The sequence below is a fragment of the Desulfovibrio intestinalis genome, from assembly GCF_014202345.1.
Classification (GTDB): Bacteria; Desulfobacterota; Desulfovibrionia; order Desulfovibrionales; family Desulfovibrionaceae; genus Desulfovibrio; species Desulfovibrio intestinalis.
Window position 1 is genome coordinate 580,209 of sequence record NZ_JACHGO010000001.1, and the last position, 18,410, is coordinate 598,618.

The following is an 18,410-nucleotide window of genomic DNA, read 5'->3' on the forward strand; positions in this document are numbered from 1 at the left end:
TGTGCCGCAAGGCCCGACAGCCATAAATACAAGGATATTTTCGTGAAAAAAATTACGCGCATTGGCGTGGGTGGGCCTGTCGGCTCCGGAAAAACGGCCATCATTGAGGCGGTAACTCCTGTTCTTATCAAGCGCGGTTTTAAACCGCTCATTATCACCAACGACGTGGTCACCACTGAAGACGCCAAGCATGTGCAGCGCACCTTGGCTGGCATACTTGAAGCAGACCGCATTGTGGGCGTGGAAACCGGAGCTTGCCCGCACACTGCCATACGCGAAGACCCCAGCATGAATCTGGCTGCTGTTGAGGATCTTGAAACGCGCTTCCCTGACAGTGACCTCATATTCATCGAAAGCGGCGGCGACAACTTGACCCTGACCTTCAGCCCGGCTTTGGCAGATTTTTTCATCTACGTCATTGACGTGGCGGCGGGAGACAAAATTCCCCGCAAAAACGGTCCGGGTGTTTGTCAGTCGGACATTCTGGTCATCAACAAGGAAGACCTCGCTCCTTATGTGAACGCCAGCCTTGAAGTTATGGACCGCGATTCGCGCCTTATGCGCGGTGACAAACCCTTTATTTTCACCAATTGCATGACAGGAAAAAACATTGAAGAGCTGACGGACATGATCGTGCGTGACGCGCTCTTTGATTACAAGCCAGACCCGAAGGGAGTCTAGCATGAACGCACCGGCATACCTGCTTACGCCACAGGCGGCGCTTCTGGCGCGCGAGGCTATAAGTGCTGCGAGCAGCCGCTCCCGGGTGGAGCTTGCCAAGGAAGAGCTGGACCGCATCTGCGAGGAGGCCGTGGAGTGCAGCCCCTACCGGGACGAGCCAATACAGATGCAAAGCGGGGTAGTAGGCAAATACGGCTATCTGCGCCTGGGGTTCCGCAAGGAAGCTGAGGGGCATAGCCGTTTGTACGATATTGACAGGCGGGTGCCATTTCTGGCGCAGCGCGGCCTGTATTGGGATCAGGGGCTGCCCGGCATGCCCTGCATCTTCATAATCAGCACCACGGGCTGCGTTATTCAGGGCGACCGCATGTATCTTGAAATCAATGTGGAACCTGACGCTATGGGCCATGTGACCACGCAATCTGCGACAAAGGTTCACATGATGGAAGCCAACTATGCCGCCCAGTATCAGAAAATAACGGTGGAGCAGGGGGGCTATCTGGAATTTATGCCCGACCCACTCATCCTGCATCGCGATACGCGCTTTCTTTCCGAAACACGCATTGAGATTTCGGAAAGTGCATCCATGATTTATTCAGAAATTCTGCTACCCGGCAGAAAGTATCATCATGAAAAAGAGCTTTTCGGGTTTGATCTTTTTTCTTCGCGCATTATGGCCATCCGGCAAGAAAGTGGAGAAAAAATATTTGCCGAAAAATTTGTTCTGGAGCCAAAGGTTGCCGGAGTGCTCGGCACGGGCATTAACAATGGATTTGAGGTTTTCGGCAACGTAGTGCTGCTCACGCAGCCAGAAAATACGCTCAAGATTCGCGATGTTGTGGGTGCTGATGTGGATTTTGCCAATCGTATCGCCTTCGGGGCTTCAGTGCTGCCCGGCGAGAATGGACTGGTCTTCAAGGTTCTCGGCGATACTTCCGAATCTGTAAGGGCCAAGGTCAGAAAATTTTGGGGCACAGCCCGTGAAGTCATAACGGGCGCGTCGCTGCCCGCAGAATTTCTATGGCGATAGAGCTTCTGCTTGGCAGTCATTCTTTTGGAGATTTCTTCATTTTGCCGACTGCCAGAGTTAGCAGCGCATAATTGGGGGGCAAATTTTACCCCTGTAACGGTTCAAACGGACAAACTGGAGGCAGTGTTATGAGCACAGCCAGTGATATGCCCGCCAACTGGTGGAATACCGCGGCGGCCAAAAATCCGGCGCTGCATTTTATGGACGTGCTGCTGCGTGGCGTAGGGCAGGTCATGTTTCAAAACAATCCCCTCACAGGCCTGCTGTTTCTGGTGGGCATCTTTTGGGGAGCCTATAGCGCTAACATGCCCGCTGTGGCCTGGGGCGGCCTGCTGGGTCTTCTTATGGGCACACTGACGGCCTATGCCATCAACGCTCCCAAGGAAGACATCAATATTGGCCTGCATGGCTACAATGGTGTACTTGTCGGGGTGGCTTTACCTACCTTTTTCTCTCCCACGCCCACTTTGTGGGCCTACATAGTAGCCGGGGGCATTTTTTCTACCATTCTTATGCTGGCCATAGCCCGTGTGTTCAAGACCTGGAAGGTGGCCGCCATGACGGCTCCCTTTGTTATAACTACATGGTTTTTGATGTTTGCGGCGTACAATTTTGCCAATATCAAAATCTCGGGCCTTCCTCATGCCAGTATTTCCGTACAACCAACAGACATTTATGCTGTTACCATGCCCGAATTCTGGAAGGCCGCCTTTGCCGGAGTTTCGCAGGTTTTTCTGATTAATAACGTGGTTACGGGCGTTTTTTTTCTGGTGGGGCTGGCCTGCAATTTTGTCTGGGCAGCCATTTTTGCTTTTCTGGCTTCTATGCTCGCCGTAGGCACGGCCCTTTTTCTGGGCGCAGGAACTACGGCCATCGTGGCTGGCCTCTTTCAGTTCAGCGCAGTGCTGACAGCTATTGGGCTGGGAACGACCTTTTATCGTCCGTCCTGGCGTGTAGCCATTTACGCTATTGTGGGAACAATTTTTACCGTGGTGGCCCAAGGTGCCCTGAACGTCGTGCTCAATGTTTACGGCGTGCCTACGCTTACCTTCCCCTTTGTTGTGGCTGCTTGGATATTCCTGCTGCCCAATCTTGATCTGGTGCCAGAAACCCACAGAAACTAAAGCGTTTTGCCTTTAAATACTCTGGGGCTGCGTGAGCACCCGTATATTGTAAAGGCGTAAGTACCACTTCTGCCGTCACCAGCAAGTTTGCTTAATGCAATTAAAAATATTGTGGAGGAATTATGCCAGTTTTGAACTCGGGTGATACCGCTTTCATTCTTTTGTGCACAGCCCTGGTCTGCGTCATGACGCCCGGCCTGGCCTTCTTCTACGGTGGTTTGGTCAGGGCCAAGGATGTTCTGACCATCATGATGCAGAGCTTCATATCGATGGGGATTGTGGCTCTTATCTGGATATTTGGAGGGTTCAGTCTGGCCTTCGGTCCGGATATTGGCGGCGTCATCGGCGACGTCACATATCACTTTGCCCTGGACAAGGTGGGCGGCGATCCTAGCCCGGTATACGCGCCCACCATTCCCTTTATCATGTTCTTTGCCTACCAGATGATGTTCGCCATCATTACTCCTGCTCTGATTACCGGGGCCTTTGCCGGACGTTTCAATTTCAGGGGGTACCTCAAATTTTTGATACTCTGGACAATCGTAATTTATCTGCCCGTTTGCCATTGGATATGGGGCGGCGGTTGGCTGGCCAAGCTTGGAGTAGTGGATTTTGCGGGCGGTATTGTGGTGCATGTGAGCGCAGGTTTTTCTGCCCTGGCTACCGTGATTTATCTTGGATGGCGTAAGGATGTTAAACCCGGACAGGAAGTGGCGCCCAACAACTTGCCCTTGGTTGCCGTAGGGGCGGGATTGCTGTGGTTCGGCTGGTTTGGCTTCAATTCTGGCGGTGCCTATGCCGCCAATGCTCTTGCCAGCTACGCATTTGTAAACACAACTGTGGCGGGTTCTGTGGCTATGGTTGTCTGGCTTGCCCTGGACTGGTCGCTTTCGCGTAAACCATCATTTGATGGCGTTCTTGTGGGCGCAGTGGCCGGGCTTGCCACCATTACCCCTTGCGCAGGTTATGTAGATCCTTGGGCTGCCATAATCATCGGCGCAGCCGGGGCAACGGTGTGCTATTTTGCCAAAGTAGTGCAGCAGCGCCTGCACTTTGATGATGCCCTTGAAGTCTGGCGCGCCCACGGCATGGGCGGGGTCACAGGTTCGTTGCTATTGGGCGTGCTGGCCAGCAGGACCATTGATGTGGTTAATGCCAGTTCGCATCAGTTTCTTATGCAATTGTTGGGCGTTGTCAGCGTAGCAGCGTACTCCTTTGTTGTTACCTACATTATTCTCATAGTCATTAATGCTATCGGGCCTATCCGCGTGCCTGCTGAAGAGCAGATAAAGGGACTGGACGAAAGTCTGCACGGCGAAGAAGCCTACAAGCTGTAGGACTGGATCAAATATAAAATAACAAAGGGGAGGCTCTTGTATGAGCCTCCCCTTTGTTATTTACAGTTTTTTCAAACCGTTTCTGTAGCCGCTTCTGCATGAAAAAAGGGTTATATCTTTCGATATAACCCGTGTTTTTCATTTGGCGTCCCCAAGGGGATTTGAACCCCTGTCGACGGCGTGAAAGGCCGTTGTCCTGGGCCGGCTAGACGATGGGGACGCGCTGTGAGGTGTTCTTTTATGTGAAAAATACGCAAAGTGTCAAGCGGATTTTTACAATTTTTTTCAGATTGTTACATAAAGATGGATAATTGAGATGCCAGTAGGCTTAAAACTGGCTAATAAAGCGGATTTAAAACGAAAAGGCGTCGGTCAAAAACCGACGCCTGCACGGAAGAAAGGGTACGGCGCTATCCCCAACGCCGTGGAGAGTTCGACGTTCAGCTGAACAGCCGAACTCTCCATCCTTTCAAACAGACCGATTACTATCTCTTCATGCCGATAACTGTTTCCAGCATGGTATCCACAGTGGTGATGCCCTTGGAGTTTGCCTGGAACCCGCGCTGCGTCGAAATCATCTGCACGAATTCTGTGGTCATATCCACGTTGGATTGTTCTATGTTGTAGGCTCGCGTTGTGCCAAAGCCGTTGTCGCCAGCAACACCCAACTGGGGCTCACCTGAATCCTGAGTGGAGGAGAAGAGGTTGCCGCCTTCGCGGTACAGCCCCTGATGGTTCTGGAAGTCATACAGGGCTATCTGATACAGCGGCAGGGTTTTACCGTTGGAGTAGATACCGTAAACAACACCGGAACTATCAATGTTCACGTTGCTCAGCGTGCCGGAGGCATAGCCGTCCTGACTACGGTTCTGCACCGTGTATGATGTCGTGTTGGCCACGCTGGAGTATTCCTGACGTTCCACACCGGTCATGGTGGGCACAGTGGTGCCGTAGTTGATGACGTTCTCAAAGATCGGCACACCTGTGGATGAGGTACCGCTGACTCTGGACATGGTTGTAAGACTGGCCAGACTGTTGTTAGCCGTTTCAGTAGCGGCAACGGGGCGTGAAGCATCCGTAGGCACTGTATACGAATCAGGCTTGAACGCTGTGGCCGTAACGGCTGTGAAGTTGCCGGAGGTCACAGAAGTTTTGGTAGTGCCGCCTGCCATGTAATAATAACCGCTGCTGTCGTGCAGTACGTCTTCACCGCTGGGCACGCTGCCGTACACCTGATCGGTGCCACTCATATAATAATAACCGTAGCTGTCCTGATAGGCAGGAAGTGTATTGCCGCCGACAACTGTCGTATTGAAGCAGTTGGCGTTGGCGTTGGTGGCATCGACGAAGTAATAGCTGCTGCCATTGCTTAAGGCTTCGACTGTGGCTGCAGGGGATCCAACGGATGCGGAACCATAGACCTTGTTAGTGCCATTCAGATAGTAGTAGCCGGTAGTATCAGCGTAAACCTGCTCTGTACTGCCGCCAACGGAGGTCGTCGTGCCATAGGAACCCGGATTGGGAGCGCCGATGTAGTAGTAGCCGTACTTGTCCATGCCGAGAGCATTATCGCTGGCGTCGACAGGCTGGCCGAGGCTGTTGGTCTTCACGGCAGTGGCCATAGGATTGTTCCAGGCCGGATTGCCGATGTTTTTCAGGCCGAAATCCAGCTCAGTAATGTAGTTCTGCACTTGGCTTACAGGAGTGCCCCCCAGGCTGGTCTGTACGGTCTCGCTCACACTGTTGGCCAAAGGCTGGCCGCTAAAGTTGGCCGAGAACACGGGCAGACCATTGCTGGACGTTTTGGTGGGCTGCCAGGAAGATTTTTCCGCCGGGTCAACGGCGACCTGATTGTTGGCGGCTGGGGTTTCCGTAGCACCATAGCTATAAGCGGTCTGGTTGACGAGGCGTCCGCTGGCGTCAAAGATCATGACGCCACTCATAAGTACACCAGCCTGCTTGTTGGTGCCTAAGGTCGGGTCATCATAAAATTGCGTGGGTTCCTTGGTCCAGGTATTGGTGGCAGCATTGTAGCCTTCGCCACCGTAGCTGCGCTTGTCTTCAGACGGGGGAATGGTCACCAGGTATTCATACATGGTGTACCCGGCAGGCAGACCCTTGATGTCATAAATAGTGTTGCCGTTGGTGTCCGTCTTTTTTGCGTCTACCTGGTCATAGTACACGGTAAGCGTGTGGGTGGCCCCACCCTCGTCATAAACGTCAATGCTGGATTGGGTGGCATAAGACGTGTCTGCCAGAGGAGGCTGGCTGCTGGCGTCCCACAAGTCAAAGAGGGCCGTCATGGGGCTGGTGCTGCTGGTCGTGCGGTCGCCCTTACCGTCATTAGTAAGACCCATAGTAAAGGTGACGTTGGTAGTCTGCTGGGGAACAATGTTCCAACTGTCCAGCACAATGTCGGTGGGCGTGCCGGAACCAACATAGGCAGATTCGCTCAGGTTGGAGTTGCCCAGATTGGTCGCGCCGCTGTTGAAAGTCAGCTTTTTCTCGTTGTTGACCTTCCAGCCCTGCAACAAGTAGCCTTCAGGATTCTGAAGTTCACGATCCTTGTTGAAGTAAAAATCACCTGCGCGGGTGTAGTACATCTGGTTGCTGTTGGTCTTGCGAACCTGAAAGAACCCGTTACCGTCAATGGCAAGGTCCGTCACAGAGTTGGTAGACTCTAGCGAACCCTGTGAAAAGTCGCCAAGGATGGCGTACACGCCAGCGCCAGCACCAATCTGGCTACCGCCACTGGTTGTGCCGATGCCCCTGTACAGATAATCGTTGAAGTCCATGCGCTGGCTCTTGAAACCAAGAGTGCTCACGTTAGCTATATTGTTGCCGACCACATTCATTTTTTGGCCGTGAGTGAGCAGGCCTGAAACGCTTGTCCACATGCTGGCTGAAAGACCCATAATTTCCTCCGCGTCTTGGGATAGGGGGATATGTATTTTCAGAGTGGGCGCGCTGTTGTGCGCTGCCCCGACTCTCTATTGCCGTGTTGCCTGTTAGAAAAGTGTGCCGTTGAGACTGATGTTGCTGATATTGACGTCGCCAACAAGGCTTTTGCTGCTGGCAGCGGCATTGTTATTTGTATCTGTGCCACTGCCACTATCCGTACCTGTATCGGTGCCCGTGCCCGTGTCCTTGTCGTCACTGGCTGCCGTGGTTGCGGGCAGCATAACCTGACGCACGTTGGCAAGGGGCATGAGCTGACCACCTTCAAGGCCGAGGTAGACAACACCGTTGTCTGTAACAACGCCTGTAACCTTGGCGTCAACCACCTGATCGGAAAGAACTGCGTCTCCGTTGGAATCACGCAGTACAAGGCTGACCGTATATACGCCGTCGCCCGCCACAGTGCCGTCATTGCTTTTGCCGTTCCACAGAAATTCGTATGTCGTGCCCTTGTTTTTGGCACTGATTTCTTCAACGTAGACAGCGTTGTTGTCAGAATCACGAACTGTGATAGTGCCGCCAACCGTGTTGTCAGCAGGGGCATACCGGAAGCGCGTAATGGTGGTTTCCTTGGTGGTCTCGTCCGTGGTTTTGCCGATAGAATTGCCGGTAACCGTCACCTGTTTGCCGATGTAGGAAGTGGCGTTGATCATCTGTTGATTGTTAGTGGCGTCAGTGAGCCCTTCCATGCTGGTATTGAGGTTCATGAGCTGTTCAAGACTGGAGAATTGCGCCATCTGGGCAATAAATTCCTTGTCTTCCATAGGATTCAAGGGATCCTGATACTTGAACTGCGTTACCAGCAAAAGCATGAAAGAGTCCTTATCCAGATTACTGCCCTTCTGTTTGCTCAGGGCGGTATTGAACTCATTATTGGTCTGGTTCAGTGACTGTGTAATGCTGCTGGCCATGATTCATTCCTCACACGGGGCTGTTTTTACGCTACCACGTTTAGTGTACGGGTGGCATATCTTGCCGCATGGACAGAAGAATGCACAGGTTGTTCCAAATCTGCTGATTCTGAATTAATTGAGGAACTACGCATTGTTGAAAGATTCTTAAGTCGCGCAAGTTCTTCACGCCGGGCATCTTCTTCCTGCCACGAATTGTGCTGATCGAGGTTCTGCCAGGCATTTTCGTCCTGCTGGCGCGAGTTCAACTGCACTTCCACCTTGTCCACTTTGAGCCCTTGCTGCTCAAGATTTGTGCGAATGGCTTCAAGCTGGCGTGTGACTATTTCGGCTGTCTCCGTTTTTTCAGAGCGAATGGTCGCACTTACCTCGCCATTACGCAGGCTGAGGCTGAGGGTGATGGCTCCAAGCTCCTGTGGATGCAGTTGCAGGTCGAGACGGGTAGTGCCGTTACGGAAGTTTGAGAGCAGCCCTTGCTCAACTTGCTGGGAAACATACCTGGCAATAGGAGCAGGCTGTGAAATGGCTTCGGGTTGCTCAACAGCAGCGCCGAGGTTCTGGATCATAGAAGCCGCAACCTGATTATCCTGCCGCATGGTGAAGAGGGGATTTGTTTCAACTTTGCGGGTAACTTCATTCCAGGACGGATCACGCCCTGCTTCGGAGTTGGCTTCCTGGCGATTGTCACCAGAGTGGCGGCGCCCTGATTCGTTTTGGCGTTCGTCTGTGGTGGTGCGCGCCAAGGGAGTGTCCTCAGAGCGTCTGTTTGTGGCGCTCTGGACGTTAGAAGCCTGCTCCTTGTTGGAGGAAGCCTTGGAAAAGCCTGTATCGGCAGAAGCTTTCGCCTCCTGGCTGCCAGCATGCCCAACACCAGCGCTTTGACTGCCGTCAAGCTTTTTGCTGATGGCGTCGCTCTGGCGCAGCGCAGTTTCCATATCGACGGCCTTCGCCCCGTCCTGTCCGCCAGCGCCCAATGTTTCTTCGAGCATTTGGCGGCTATTTTTCATGACAGTCTGGTCGATGAGAAGCTTGCTTTGCTGTGCTTCCTTGTTGCGCAACGCACTGGCCTGAAGCTCTTTTTCAGTGCGCGCCCGCGCCTTGCTTACAAGCGGTTGCAAGGTATTTTTTAAGGCAGTGTCCAACTGTTTTTGAGCAGTTTTCTGCTCATTGAAAAAACTGCTTACCGGAGCCATGAGGGCAGAGAGCTGCCCCACAAGCAAATTGGCGTTGTTATTGCCTCCAAAACTGTTGGCCAAGGTTTGCAGGCTTGAAGTATCAAGGCCCAGGCCACGGCCAAAAGCGATCGCCTCAGTAGCGCCCACTTCAAGGGCTGTCGTGGGGTCCATCTGCGAGATAAAAGCGTAGACAGTGCCAAGGGCCGCTTCGCCTTTACCGTCGGCCATGAGCTGCTGCACTCTCGCGTCCAGAACGCCAGAAGAATCAATTTTTTTGAGCAGTGAAGTGATTTGAGCCTTGTCATCATCACTGAGCTGGGGAGCGCCGCTCAAAGTCTGCAAACTGGCCATGACCTGAGCCAGCGTTGCGCCATCAGGCTGTCCGACCAGAGCGTCGAATTTGCTCAGAGCATTTTCGGGTGCTCCTGACTTGATGAGGTCACGGCGCAGTTGGGCCAGTTCCTGCTTGGTGAAGCATACTTCATCAAGGGTATAGGTCACGCCATTGGTGGTGGAACGACTGTAAGGGCTTTGCACCTTGGGGGTTGCAGCCGTAGTGGTTTGCTCTTCTTCAAGCGCCGTACTGACAGAAACGTTTTCACCGCGCTCGATGCTGTCAATAGCTTCATGTACGGAAGCGAAAAAGTCAGCGAAGGATGAGTTTTCCTTGCTGCTGGAGATGAGGACATCAAATGAACCGGCGCTAGTGGGAATAATCTGCATCGTGCACTCCTTGCGCCAGATCTCTTTCAAAGACTGTTCCAAAAATTAAAATATAATTATATCATAGTGTTAAACTTTGTTGTGGCGAGGGAAGAAGGCAAGTATTGCCGATGCTGTTTCTGCATCGGAAACTGCGCAGAGCCCAAGGGAGCAAGGCGAAATTTTTATGACTTAAGGGAAGGAGAGCTCAGGATGGATTTGTAAAAAAAGTGCTGGTTTTGTCCAGATTTTTCAACGCTTCCCCCCAAGCTTGTGTGGAGTAGCCGCCATTTTGCAGTTGCATATGGATATAGCCACTGAAAAGGCGAATGGAGGGTGACTGTGAGCGCCAAAAATCGTCCGACAGGCGGGAGTTGTGTGTCTTGAGGTGCTGCGCGCAGATGCTACATAGCGTAGCAAGCCCTGAGGCGATATTCCTCACAACATTGGGGAAGGTTGAACGCAAGTGGTTCAGCCTTTGTGTCACCAAAGCGTTTTGTGTGGGGTCGTAGAGAAAAAGAAAAATGGCCTGCCAAAAATCTTCCAGCAAGGGGCGGCAGCTTAACTCGGTGGCGGTGCCAAGTCTTTCAAGACTGTGCAGTCCCAGAAAATCCCGTCCAGTGCGTGAGAGAGCCAATCCTGGCGGAACATATGGCTCCCCTGAGCCGCGCAGAAGGCTCAAAACCAGTGCCGCTACTCCAGACGGAGTGAAGGCCTGTTTGCAATAAAGTTGGCTGCGATGACATTGCCAACAGCCAACACAGCTCATGGCAGCGCGTAGCACATACTGCCCAGGCGAGGTTGGTCCTGTTTCCCGGGCGTGAACCGGACCCATTGAAAGGTTGAGTACCGGTACGCCAACAAGATCGGCCAGGTGCATCGGACCAGTATCAGGGGTAATGCACAGGTCCAGCGTGCGCATTAGAGCGGCCAGATCCTTGATGGACAGGCGTCCACACAGGTCAGATCCCTGTAAATCGGCTCTTCGCGCTACTTCACGGCCCAGTTCCTGCTCCGCAGAACCGCCCAGCAGAAAGGGGACGGCCCCTTCAGTTGCCAGGCGTCGGGCCAGTCTGGCCCAAAAATCTATGCTTGGCCGCTTGGCCGCCTCGCTTGCGCCAAGAACCAGCCCTATGCGGCCAGACTTGGCAGCCTGTGGCCGAGGATGTGGCACACGTGAAAGATTAGGGTGTTCAAAAAGGTCGAGCAGGTGAAGGTCTGCCCAATGGAAGGCATTATTCCAATTGTTTTGCGTAAGGGCGGCCCGGTACAGCTGCCAAAAGCCGCGGATGTGCTGATTTAAGCCATCAGAAGGGTGACTGCCAGAAAGAAACTCAGGACCAAGTTTGCGGGCAGCCTTAAGGCGTGCCTGACAGTCCAGCGCCTGAGGGCGGCTACTCAGGTTGATGGCGATTTCGTAGTGACGTTCTGCCAAAGCAGCACAATGACTTGGCGGGAAAAAAACGACATTGGGCAAAAGAGGCATGAGACCTTGAAAAAAATGCGGTTCGGCTGCGACCCAAACCTCGTGCTCGGGCCAGTGCCTGAGTAAATGAACAAGCAGGGGCATGGTAAGAATCAAATCTCCCATGCGGTGCATCTGGAGAATAAGTATCGGGTCGGCGCTCATGCACGCTCCCTGCGCCTCTGGGAGTTTTGGGCTACGGGCGTTCCATAGACCTGCCGCATACGTTCCAGCAGTGTTTGCAGGCGGTGTGCCCAGGTATGGCAGGCCAGTACCCGTTTTCGCGCGCGCAGAGCAGTGCTTTGACGCTCAGTATGGTGTGTCAGATAATGCCGTACCAGTTCGGGGGCTTCATCTGGCTCGCGATAGCAGAGCATTTCGTGGGGTTCAAACAGCTGTTCCATTTGTGGACGCCAGTCAGTCAAAACAAAGGACCCTGCGGCAGGCACGTCGAAGATTCTCTGGTTCACAGCCCCTTTCATTTGCTTGCTTGTGCAGTTGAAATTCACAAGCGAGCGGCAATAGAAGCGCGGTAAATCTGTATAGTAGCTCAATGGTTCCATATACCGTGGCTGCACAGGTTCGTGCCGGAATTCTATTTTCCAGCCGTCATCACCTACAATAAGAGGCTTCAGGGGCAGTAACCGGCGTACACAGCCATTGCGGTAGAGACGAGTGGCCTGCCAGGTGATTGCGGTTTCATAGGCCAGCTTGGCTTCATTGTCCGGCAGGGCCTCATAGTGGGTGAATACCTGTGGAAAGGCATCACGCAGAAATTCAGCGACAGAGCGTTGTTCGCTTTTCATAAAGGCGAGTGAAACCTTATAGAAGGGAAGCAGCAGATCACGGGGAAAACGCCCGTTCTTCAGGCGGCTGCCCACCTTGTACACCATAGAATTTCCAACAAAGGAAAGATCTGCCTGCCATGCAGCCGGGGCGCTTGCGCCCTTGTCGGGATGGAAGCGATCCGGGTCTGTGCCGAGCGGCAGATAAAACACATGCTCAAAACCTGCTGCCTGCAAGCTTTCAATGTTGTCCGCATCCCAGGTAAACAGAGCCGTCCAGGGGCTGACGCAACGTGAATACAGGTGGATGATCAGATGGGGATTGTCCACAAACCAGGAGGCCAGAGGCAACTGAAGGCGGGCAAGCAGGTCCATAAGCACGCCTTCAACGTCCACGCCCATATGATTCAGCGTTATGCAGCAGTCTGGGCGAAAGGAAACCACAGCTTCAAGCAACTGTTCGACAAAGTCGGTGCGGGCCACGGTATCATTTTTGATATGCACAAGCTTGTGCTCAATGCCAAGCGTGTGGCATGCGCCTTCAACTTCGCCCATAAGAAAATATTTGCTGGTAAGAAGAAGAACGCGCGGTTGGCTGCCTGTAAAGCGTGGGCCAGCCGCGCGGCTCCAGAAGTCGAAGCGGGCACTGGCGGCCAGTTCTTTTTGCAGCCATCCGTAGTAGGCGCGGTCAAGCCGGAGATAGAAGGGGAGGGCTATTGGCAGCAGGCGCAGCCCATTGTGGCACGATTGCCAATGAGTCAGCTGCATCAGAGCTTCATCGGCATTGGCCGTTGAAACAAGTTCCACTCTTTGGCGGTCTTGTGGCGTCAGAGACGCAAGCGCCCCGCTTATTTTTTGGATTTCGTGCTCTTTTTCCACTACAGCCACTGGCCCGGAGCAACGCTCCAGCAGAAGCTTCAGCGCGTGGCCCATTCCGCACCCAAGAAGTACTGGCAGGGCAGTGTCCAGGTGTTCAGATGGCAATGTTTGCACAAGCGCAGTCTCTCTTGCCGGGCCGCCGGGAGACAGCATGGCAAAGCTGCGTGCGCCAACAACGGCTTCCAGATCAGTGGGGGCCGCATGTTCGCCAGAAACGGCGTCAGAAGGAAAGATCGCCCGGAATACTACCTGATCTGACCGGGAGTCTGGATGGGTCATTGAGGAGCGCCAAGGTGGGAGTGCTGTAAATGCTCAATAATAATTTCATGCTCAACCAGACGGCACATAACCTTGTCATACGTCTGGTCAATAGTGAGGTAGGCACGGCCGATGGAGAGCTCCACGCCGGGATAGATACGCCCGGGTACGAGCAGTCGGCAGTTATGCATATAGCTTTCGTCTTGTGAAAGACGTGCCCAGAGTTCGTCGCGTCTTTTGATCAGTTGCGTGCGCTGTATCCGCAGGGCTTGCAGTTTTCGGCTGGTTTCATTGGTTTCAGGCGCCAGGTGCCCGGCAACAGCGTTGAGGTGGGTTATTGTTTGTGATTGCTGCGCAATGATGCCATCGATCTTTTCAAGTTGGCGAATGCTCAGCGGGTCATAGCCCAGATAGATTTTGGTGGGGATTCCGGCTTTGTTGCCAAGCTGTTTGCCTACGTAAACGCTGCCGTAGGCATTGATGATGCCCCCGTAGGCCAGCTCACGCACAACCATGCTGGCTCCGGCATAAACCGTGGAGTAGAGGCAGCTTTTTTCAATGACGATATTGTCGCGTGCACGGGCCTCTACCTTTTCTAAAAAAGGAGAAAGAAGTTTGCCGCCTGCGTCTACCAGGCTATGCTGCCCAGCACCGCCGCGCACGCCGCCGTCAATCATGAGATTGCGCCGGGCGCGAACCACGCCGCCTTCAACCATGCCCATTATACGCACATTATTGGCCTGCACGGAAAATCCGGCCCGTACAGAGCCGTGGATCGCCATGTCGCCTACAAAGAATATATTGCCGGTTTGAAAACTGATGTCCTGACGGACATTGAGCAGGCACTTTACCGTAATTCTACCGTCCAAATAGAAAACATATCCATTGGCGGCAGCAAGAAGGTAATTGGGATACTGAGGGTCTATGCGGGTATTGGAGCCAGCAGGAAACCTGTGCTTTTCAAGCATGAAGCGTGGGTCAGGATCCGGCCCTGCATCTTCAAGCGGAATAATTTCGGCCAGCACCTGTCCGTCAATGACATTCTGGACATACCCCAGGCTGTAGACGTCAGACGAGCCGTTCTCTCCACCAGGTTTAAGGTGAAGGTAGTCAAAATCGGGATTGAAGTAATGCCGCAGATAGTATTGCACCATGCACCATCCGTAGAACCTGATGAGCATGCACCCGGATGCGGTTAGTCCGCAGTATCGGGAATATAGCCCTTCAATTCCTCTTCAGTATCAAAGGTAGGAAAAAATCCTTCAATTTCCACTTTTTTCAAAAGATCTGCCACATGTGGAGCAGGCATTAGCAATACAAGTCTTCTGCCATGTCCACGGCTTTTGGTACTGGCGCTTACAAGCACCCCCAAGCCTGATGTGTCCACCTTGCCTACATGGCTCAGATCAAGAACAACCTGCTTGATGCCTGGAGTCAGGAGGTGTTCGTCCAATTGGCGGCTGAATTGGGGTACATCAGGTAATTGCATGTCGCCCAGGTAGCGCAGAACTATGACGTTTTTGTGAGACTCCGCTTGCAGGGTAAACACAGGCCCGTCCTCCGGATAACGCGGGGCGTCAACTATTGAACAGATTTTCTGAATCGAGCCATATAGTGACTGGTCCCCAGTTGCACAGACGTATTGCCATATCGGCACCGAAGATGCCTGAAGATACGCTGACGTTACAAGATTCGTCAACCATCTTCACAAAATAGTCAAACATGGGCTCGGCCCAGGTGGGATTTCCGGCACCTGTAAAAGACGGGCGGCGTCCTTTTCGGCAGTCTGCATACAGGGTGAACTGCGGCACGAGCAGAAGTTGACCTCCGAACTCTTCAAGAGAGGTGTGAAATTTGTTGGCCAGTGTCCCTTGACCGGGAAAAATGCGCAAACCGACAAGTTTGTGAATCATGCCCATAAACGCAGGATGGGTGTGAAAGTCCGCCCCATCATCCTGACCAAAACCCACCAGGGCCATAATTCCGGGGCCGATGGCCGCCACCTGGCGGCCATCAACGCTTACCGAAGCTTCAGTCACCCTTTGGGCCAAAATTCGCATCAGGAGTGTCCCAAAGGTTCTTCACCGTTGTCGGCGTTAACAGCGGTACTTTGCGCTTTGCGCTGCTTACGCTTGGCTATCTTGGCTTCTTCTTCGTCACGCAGGGCGCGCCGGAGCACTTTACCCACGATAGTTTTGGGCAGTTCCTTACGAAATTCTACAAGGCGCGGCACCTTGTAGCCCGCAAGCTTTTGGCGGCACCATGCAATAACATCGGCCTTGGTAAGTTCTTCATCTTCCTGCGTCACAACATAGGCCTTGAGTATCTCGCCGCGAATATCGTCGCGTATGCCCACACTCACGGCTTCCTGAATTTTGGGATGCTCCAGCAATACTTCATCTACCTCGCGAGGATAGACGTTGTAGCCGCTGACGATGACCATGTCTTTTTTTCTGTCGACAATGTAAAAATAGCCGTCTTCATCCATAGTGGCCAGGTCGCCAGTATAGAGCCAGCCATTGCGCAGTGCGCTGGCCGATTCATCTGGACGGCGCCAGTAACCGCTCATGATCTGCGGGCCGGACACGATGAGTTCGCCCATTTTGCCAGGAGGAAGCGTCAAAGAGCCGCCTTCCATATCCACTATGCGGGCGTCGGTGCCCGGCAGCGGCATGCCAATGGAATTGGCTTTCTGTCCCTGTTTGCCCAAGGGGTTACAGTGGGTAATGGGTGACGCTTCGGTAAGTCCGTAACCTTCAAGGATGGAGGCTCCGGTTGTTTCCTGAAACTGGCGGAAAATTTCTCTGGGCAGCGGTGCAGAACCGGACACGCATATTTTGATGCTGTGCAGGTCGAACTGCGCCAGATTTTTTTGCTGCAAAAGCGAAATATATACCGAGGGAGCCCCAGGAAAAATACTGGGTTTGTGCTTCGCTATCAGGCGCAACACATCCTGCGGCACATAGCGCGGCAGGGGCAGGGTGGTGGCGGCTAGGGCAATGGGAATGATGAGACCAGTGGTGAGGCCGTACACATGAAAGAAAGGCAGAAGAGAAATGAATGTATGATGGTCTTCGGCCTTTACGTTGATAATGTCGAGAACCTGGCGGCAGTTTGTGCCCAGGTTGCTGTGTGTAAGCGTTACCCCTTTGGGCAGGCCCGTGGTTCCGCCAGTGTACTGAAGCATGATCGGATCATGCAGGGGATCGGCAATGGGAGCCGAATAGCGTTCTGCGCCCTTGAATATTTTTTTCCACTCAAAAACGCTTTTTCCGTCGTATGGGATAGGCGCTTTTTTGTTGCGTGCCTTTTTAAGGCGGTACAACCAGTTAAGAGGAAACGACAGGGCATCGGCAGCGCCGGTAATAATGAAGTTACGTAACGGCAGGCGGTCGCGCAAAGCTGAAACACGGGGCCAGAGCAGGTCGAGCATCACAATATGCTCTGCACCGGAGTCCTGCATATTGGCCATAATCTCTTTTTCCATATACAGGGGGTTGGTCATGACCACCACTGCCCCGGCCTTGATGATGCCCCAAAAGGCTATCACAGTCTGGGGCATGTTGGGCATCATGAGGGCCACGCGCTGGCCTGTTTTTACCCCCATCCGCTTGAGCGCACCTGCAAAAAGTTCTGCGGATTCGCGCAATTTTTTATAGGAAATACGAGTATTATGAAAAATGATCGCCGGACGGTTGGGATACCTGTCCGCCGCTTCGTCCAGCATGGCGTATAGGGGTTTGTCCCATGTCTCGGTAATGCGGGGGACAAACGCGTCATAGTGGGCAAACCAGGGACGGTACAATTCTGTGTTCATGGCGATCCTTATGAATCAGAAGTCGCGTTAAAATGAGGAAGACGCTACAGGTGCAGGGGCGGTTTCCGCCCACGCTGTAACAACTGCATACGCCTTGATGCCCTCGGCGCGGCCCGTAAAACCCAGCCCCTCTTCGGTGCTGGCTTTAACGTTGACGCAGCTTTGCGGCAGAGCCAGCAAGCGAGCAATGTTTTTTTTGATTTCTTCGCGGTAGGGTGCCAGGCGCGGCGTTTGGGCAACGACTGTCAGGTCGGCATGGCAGAGGCGAACGCCTGCCTGACGCGCCATGTCGAGAGCCTGATCGAGTAATAGAGATGAAGAGATATTGTCAAAACGGGGGTCTTTATCAGAAAAATGCTGGCCAATGTCGCCTAGCCCTGCGCAACCCAACACCGCATCGGTGAGGGCGTGAAGAAGAACATCGCCGTCAGAATGGGCCACAACTTCAGGGCCCGTGGGGATAAGAATTCCACCAAGTTTCATAGGGCGACCCGGAGCATACCGATGAACATCGTAACCCATGCCTGTGCAGGGGCGCGGAAGGGCCGGGGCATCCTGCAGAAGGGCCAGGTCATCCGGATTGGTAATTTTCACGTTGGAAACCTCACCTTCGACTATATGTACCTTGTACCCCAAGGCTTCAAGCAATGAGGCATCGTCAGTAACGCCCAATCCTTTTTCCTGGGCGTTAAGATGGGCCTGGCGCAGCTGTTCAAGAGAAAATCCTTGTGGCGTCTGAACTGCCACAAGTGTCTGGCGCGGCAGGGTGCCAGTAACAAGTCCATCAGCAACAGTCTTGATGGTGTCTGTCACGGGCAGGGCCGGAATGGCTCCGGCGATGCCTTGCTGCAGGGCTTCGCACACATTGCGGATCAAAACAGGTGTCACAAATGGACGCGCCGCATCGTGAATAAGAACATGACGTGCATCAGCAGGCAGTTCGCGCAGGCCGTTCCATACGGAATCTTGCCGCAGCTCGCCCCCGGTCGCCGTGAGCCACGGCAACCCCAGGTCATCAGCGGCATGAAGCTCGCGCAAGCGCTCTTTATGCGCATTATGGTCGATTTGGGGAAAAACAAAAACAATGCCGGCAATCGTGGCACTGCGGCTCATGGCTCTTGCTGCATGCCAGTACAGGGGCACGCCACGCCACGAGATAAACTGCTTGGCGCTGCCGCCTGTGGCAGCAGCAAGACGGCTGCCTTGTCCGGCAGCCAGTAAAATGGCCCAAGGCTTGCTTTGCCCTGGGGGGGGGATGGAAGATTCAGGCATGGCTGAGCCTTTGGCT

14 protein-coding genes and 1 tRNA gene are annotated in these 18,410 nt (G+C 53.4%); 4 read left to right on the forward strand and 11 right to left on the reverse strand.

What is annotated here, in order from left to right:
• Nucleotides 1-42: 42 nt before the first annotated feature.
• From ureG to HNQ38_RS02540, 4 genes are all read left to right on the forward strand, one after another.
• Nucleotides 43-681, forward strand: a complete 639-nt coding sequence (ureG, locus tag HNQ38_RS02525) for an urease accessory protein UreG (RefSeq protein ID WP_183717820.1) — start codon at nucleotides 43-45, stop codon at nucleotides 679-681.
• A gap of 1 nt (nucleotide 682) precedes the next feature.
• Nucleotides 683-1,711: an urease accessory protein UreD gene (locus HNQ38_RS02530; protein ID WP_183717821.1), complete on the forward strand. Its 1,029-nt coding sequence runs from the start codon at nucleotides 683-685 to the stop codon at nucleotides 1,709-1,711.
• 128 nt (nucleotides 1,712-1,839) lie between these two features.
• Nucleotides 1,840-2,835, forward strand: a complete 996-nt coding sequence (gene yut / locus HNQ38_RS02535) for an urea transporter (protein ID WP_183717822.1) — start codon at nucleotides 1,840-1,842, stop codon at nucleotides 2,833-2,835.
• A gap of 122 nt (nucleotides 2,836-2,957) precedes the next feature.
• On the forward strand, nucleotides 2,958-4,172 hold the full coding sequence (locus HNQ38_RS02540) for an ammonium transporter (protein WP_183717823.1): 1,215 nt from the start codon (nucleotides 2,958-2,960) through the stop codon (nucleotides 4,170-4,172).
• 143 nt (nucleotides 4,173-4,315) lie between these two features.
• On the opposite strand, the gene HNQ38_RS02545 is transcribed toward HNQ38_RS02540, so the two are convergent.
• The 11 genes from HNQ38_RS02545 to ispD all read right to left on the reverse strand — a co-directional run bounded on the left by HNQ38_RS02545 (nucleotide 4,316) and on the right by ispD (nucleotide 18,394).
• A tRNA-Glu gene (locus tag HNQ38_RS02545) sits at nucleotides 4,316-4,392 on the reverse strand.
• Between the two features lie 265 nt (nucleotides 4,393-4,657).
• A complete protein-coding gene (locus HNQ38_RS02550; protein ID WP_183717824.1) occupies nucleotides 4,658-7,087 on the reverse strand; it encodes a flagellar hook-basal body complex protein in 2,430 nt (809 codons plus the stop codon).
• A gap of 93 nt (nucleotides 7,088-7,180) precedes the next feature.
• Nucleotides 7,181-8,041: a flagellar hook assembly protein FlgD gene (locus HNQ38_RS02555; protein ID WP_183717825.1), complete on the reverse strand. Its 861-nt coding sequence runs from the start codon at nucleotides 8,039-8,041 to the stop codon at nucleotides 7,181-7,183.
• 26 nt (nucleotides 8,042-8,067) lie between these two features.
• Nucleotides 8,068-9,939 (reverse strand): flagellar hook-length control protein FliK, encoded by a 1,872-nt coding sequence (locus HNQ38_RS02560; RefSeq protein ID WP_183717826.1) that lies wholly within the window; start codon nucleotides 9,937-9,939, stop codon nucleotides 8,068-8,070.
• A gap of 187 nt (nucleotides 9,940-10,126) precedes the next feature.
• Nucleotides 10,127-11,548 (reverse strand): glycosyltransferase family 9 protein, encoded by a 1,422-nt coding sequence (locus tag HNQ38_RS02565; RefSeq protein ID WP_183717827.1) that lies wholly within the window; start codon nucleotides 11,546-11,548, stop codon nucleotides 10,127-10,129.
• Nucleotides 11,545-13,326: a CgeB family protein gene (locus tag HNQ38_RS02570; RefSeq protein WP_183717828.1), complete on the reverse strand. Its 1,782-nt coding sequence runs from the start codon at nucleotides 13,324-13,326 to the stop codon at nucleotides 11,545-11,547. Before HNQ38_RS02570 ends, HNQ38_RS02565 begins: the two co-directional genes overlap by 4 nt.
• On the reverse strand, nucleotides 13,323-14,459 hold the full coding sequence (locus HNQ38_RS02575) for a FapA family protein (RefSeq protein ID WP_183717829.1): 1,137 nt from the start codon (nucleotides 14,457-14,459) through the stop codon (nucleotides 13,323-13,325). Before HNQ38_RS02575 ends, HNQ38_RS02570 begins: the two co-directional genes overlap by 4 nt.
• A 41-nt stretch (nucleotides 14,460-14,500) precedes the next feature.
• Nucleotides 14,501-14,854, reverse strand: coding sequence for an anti-sigma factor antagonist (locus HNQ38_RS02580; RefSeq protein WP_183717830.1), 354 nt, complete (start codon nucleotides 14,852-14,854; stop codon nucleotides 14,501-14,503).
• A 28-nt stretch (nucleotides 14,855-14,882) separates the two neighbouring features.
• Nucleotides 14,883-15,365 carry a D-aminoacyl-tRNA deacylase gene (gene dtd / locus HNQ38_RS02585; protein WP_183717831.1) on the reverse strand — a complete coding sequence of 161 codons (483 nt, stop codon included), beginning with the start codon at nucleotides 15,363-15,365 and terminating at the stop codon, nucleotides 14,883-14,885.
• On the reverse strand, nucleotides 15,365-17,122 hold the full coding sequence (locus HNQ38_RS02590; protein ID WP_183717832.1) for a long-chain-fatty-acid--CoA ligase: 1,758 nt from the start codon (nucleotides 17,120-17,122) through the stop codon (nucleotides 15,365-15,367). Before HNQ38_RS02590 ends, dtd begins: the two co-directional genes overlap by 1 nt.
• 27 nt (nucleotides 17,123-17,149) lie before the next feature.
• A complete protein-coding gene (gene ispD / locus HNQ38_RS02595; RefSeq protein ID WP_183717833.1) occupies nucleotides 17,150-18,394 on the reverse strand; it encodes a 2-C-methyl-D-erythritol 4-phosphate cytidylyltransferase in 1,245 nt (414 codons plus the stop codon).
• Nucleotides 18,395-18,410: the final 16 nt, after the last annotated feature.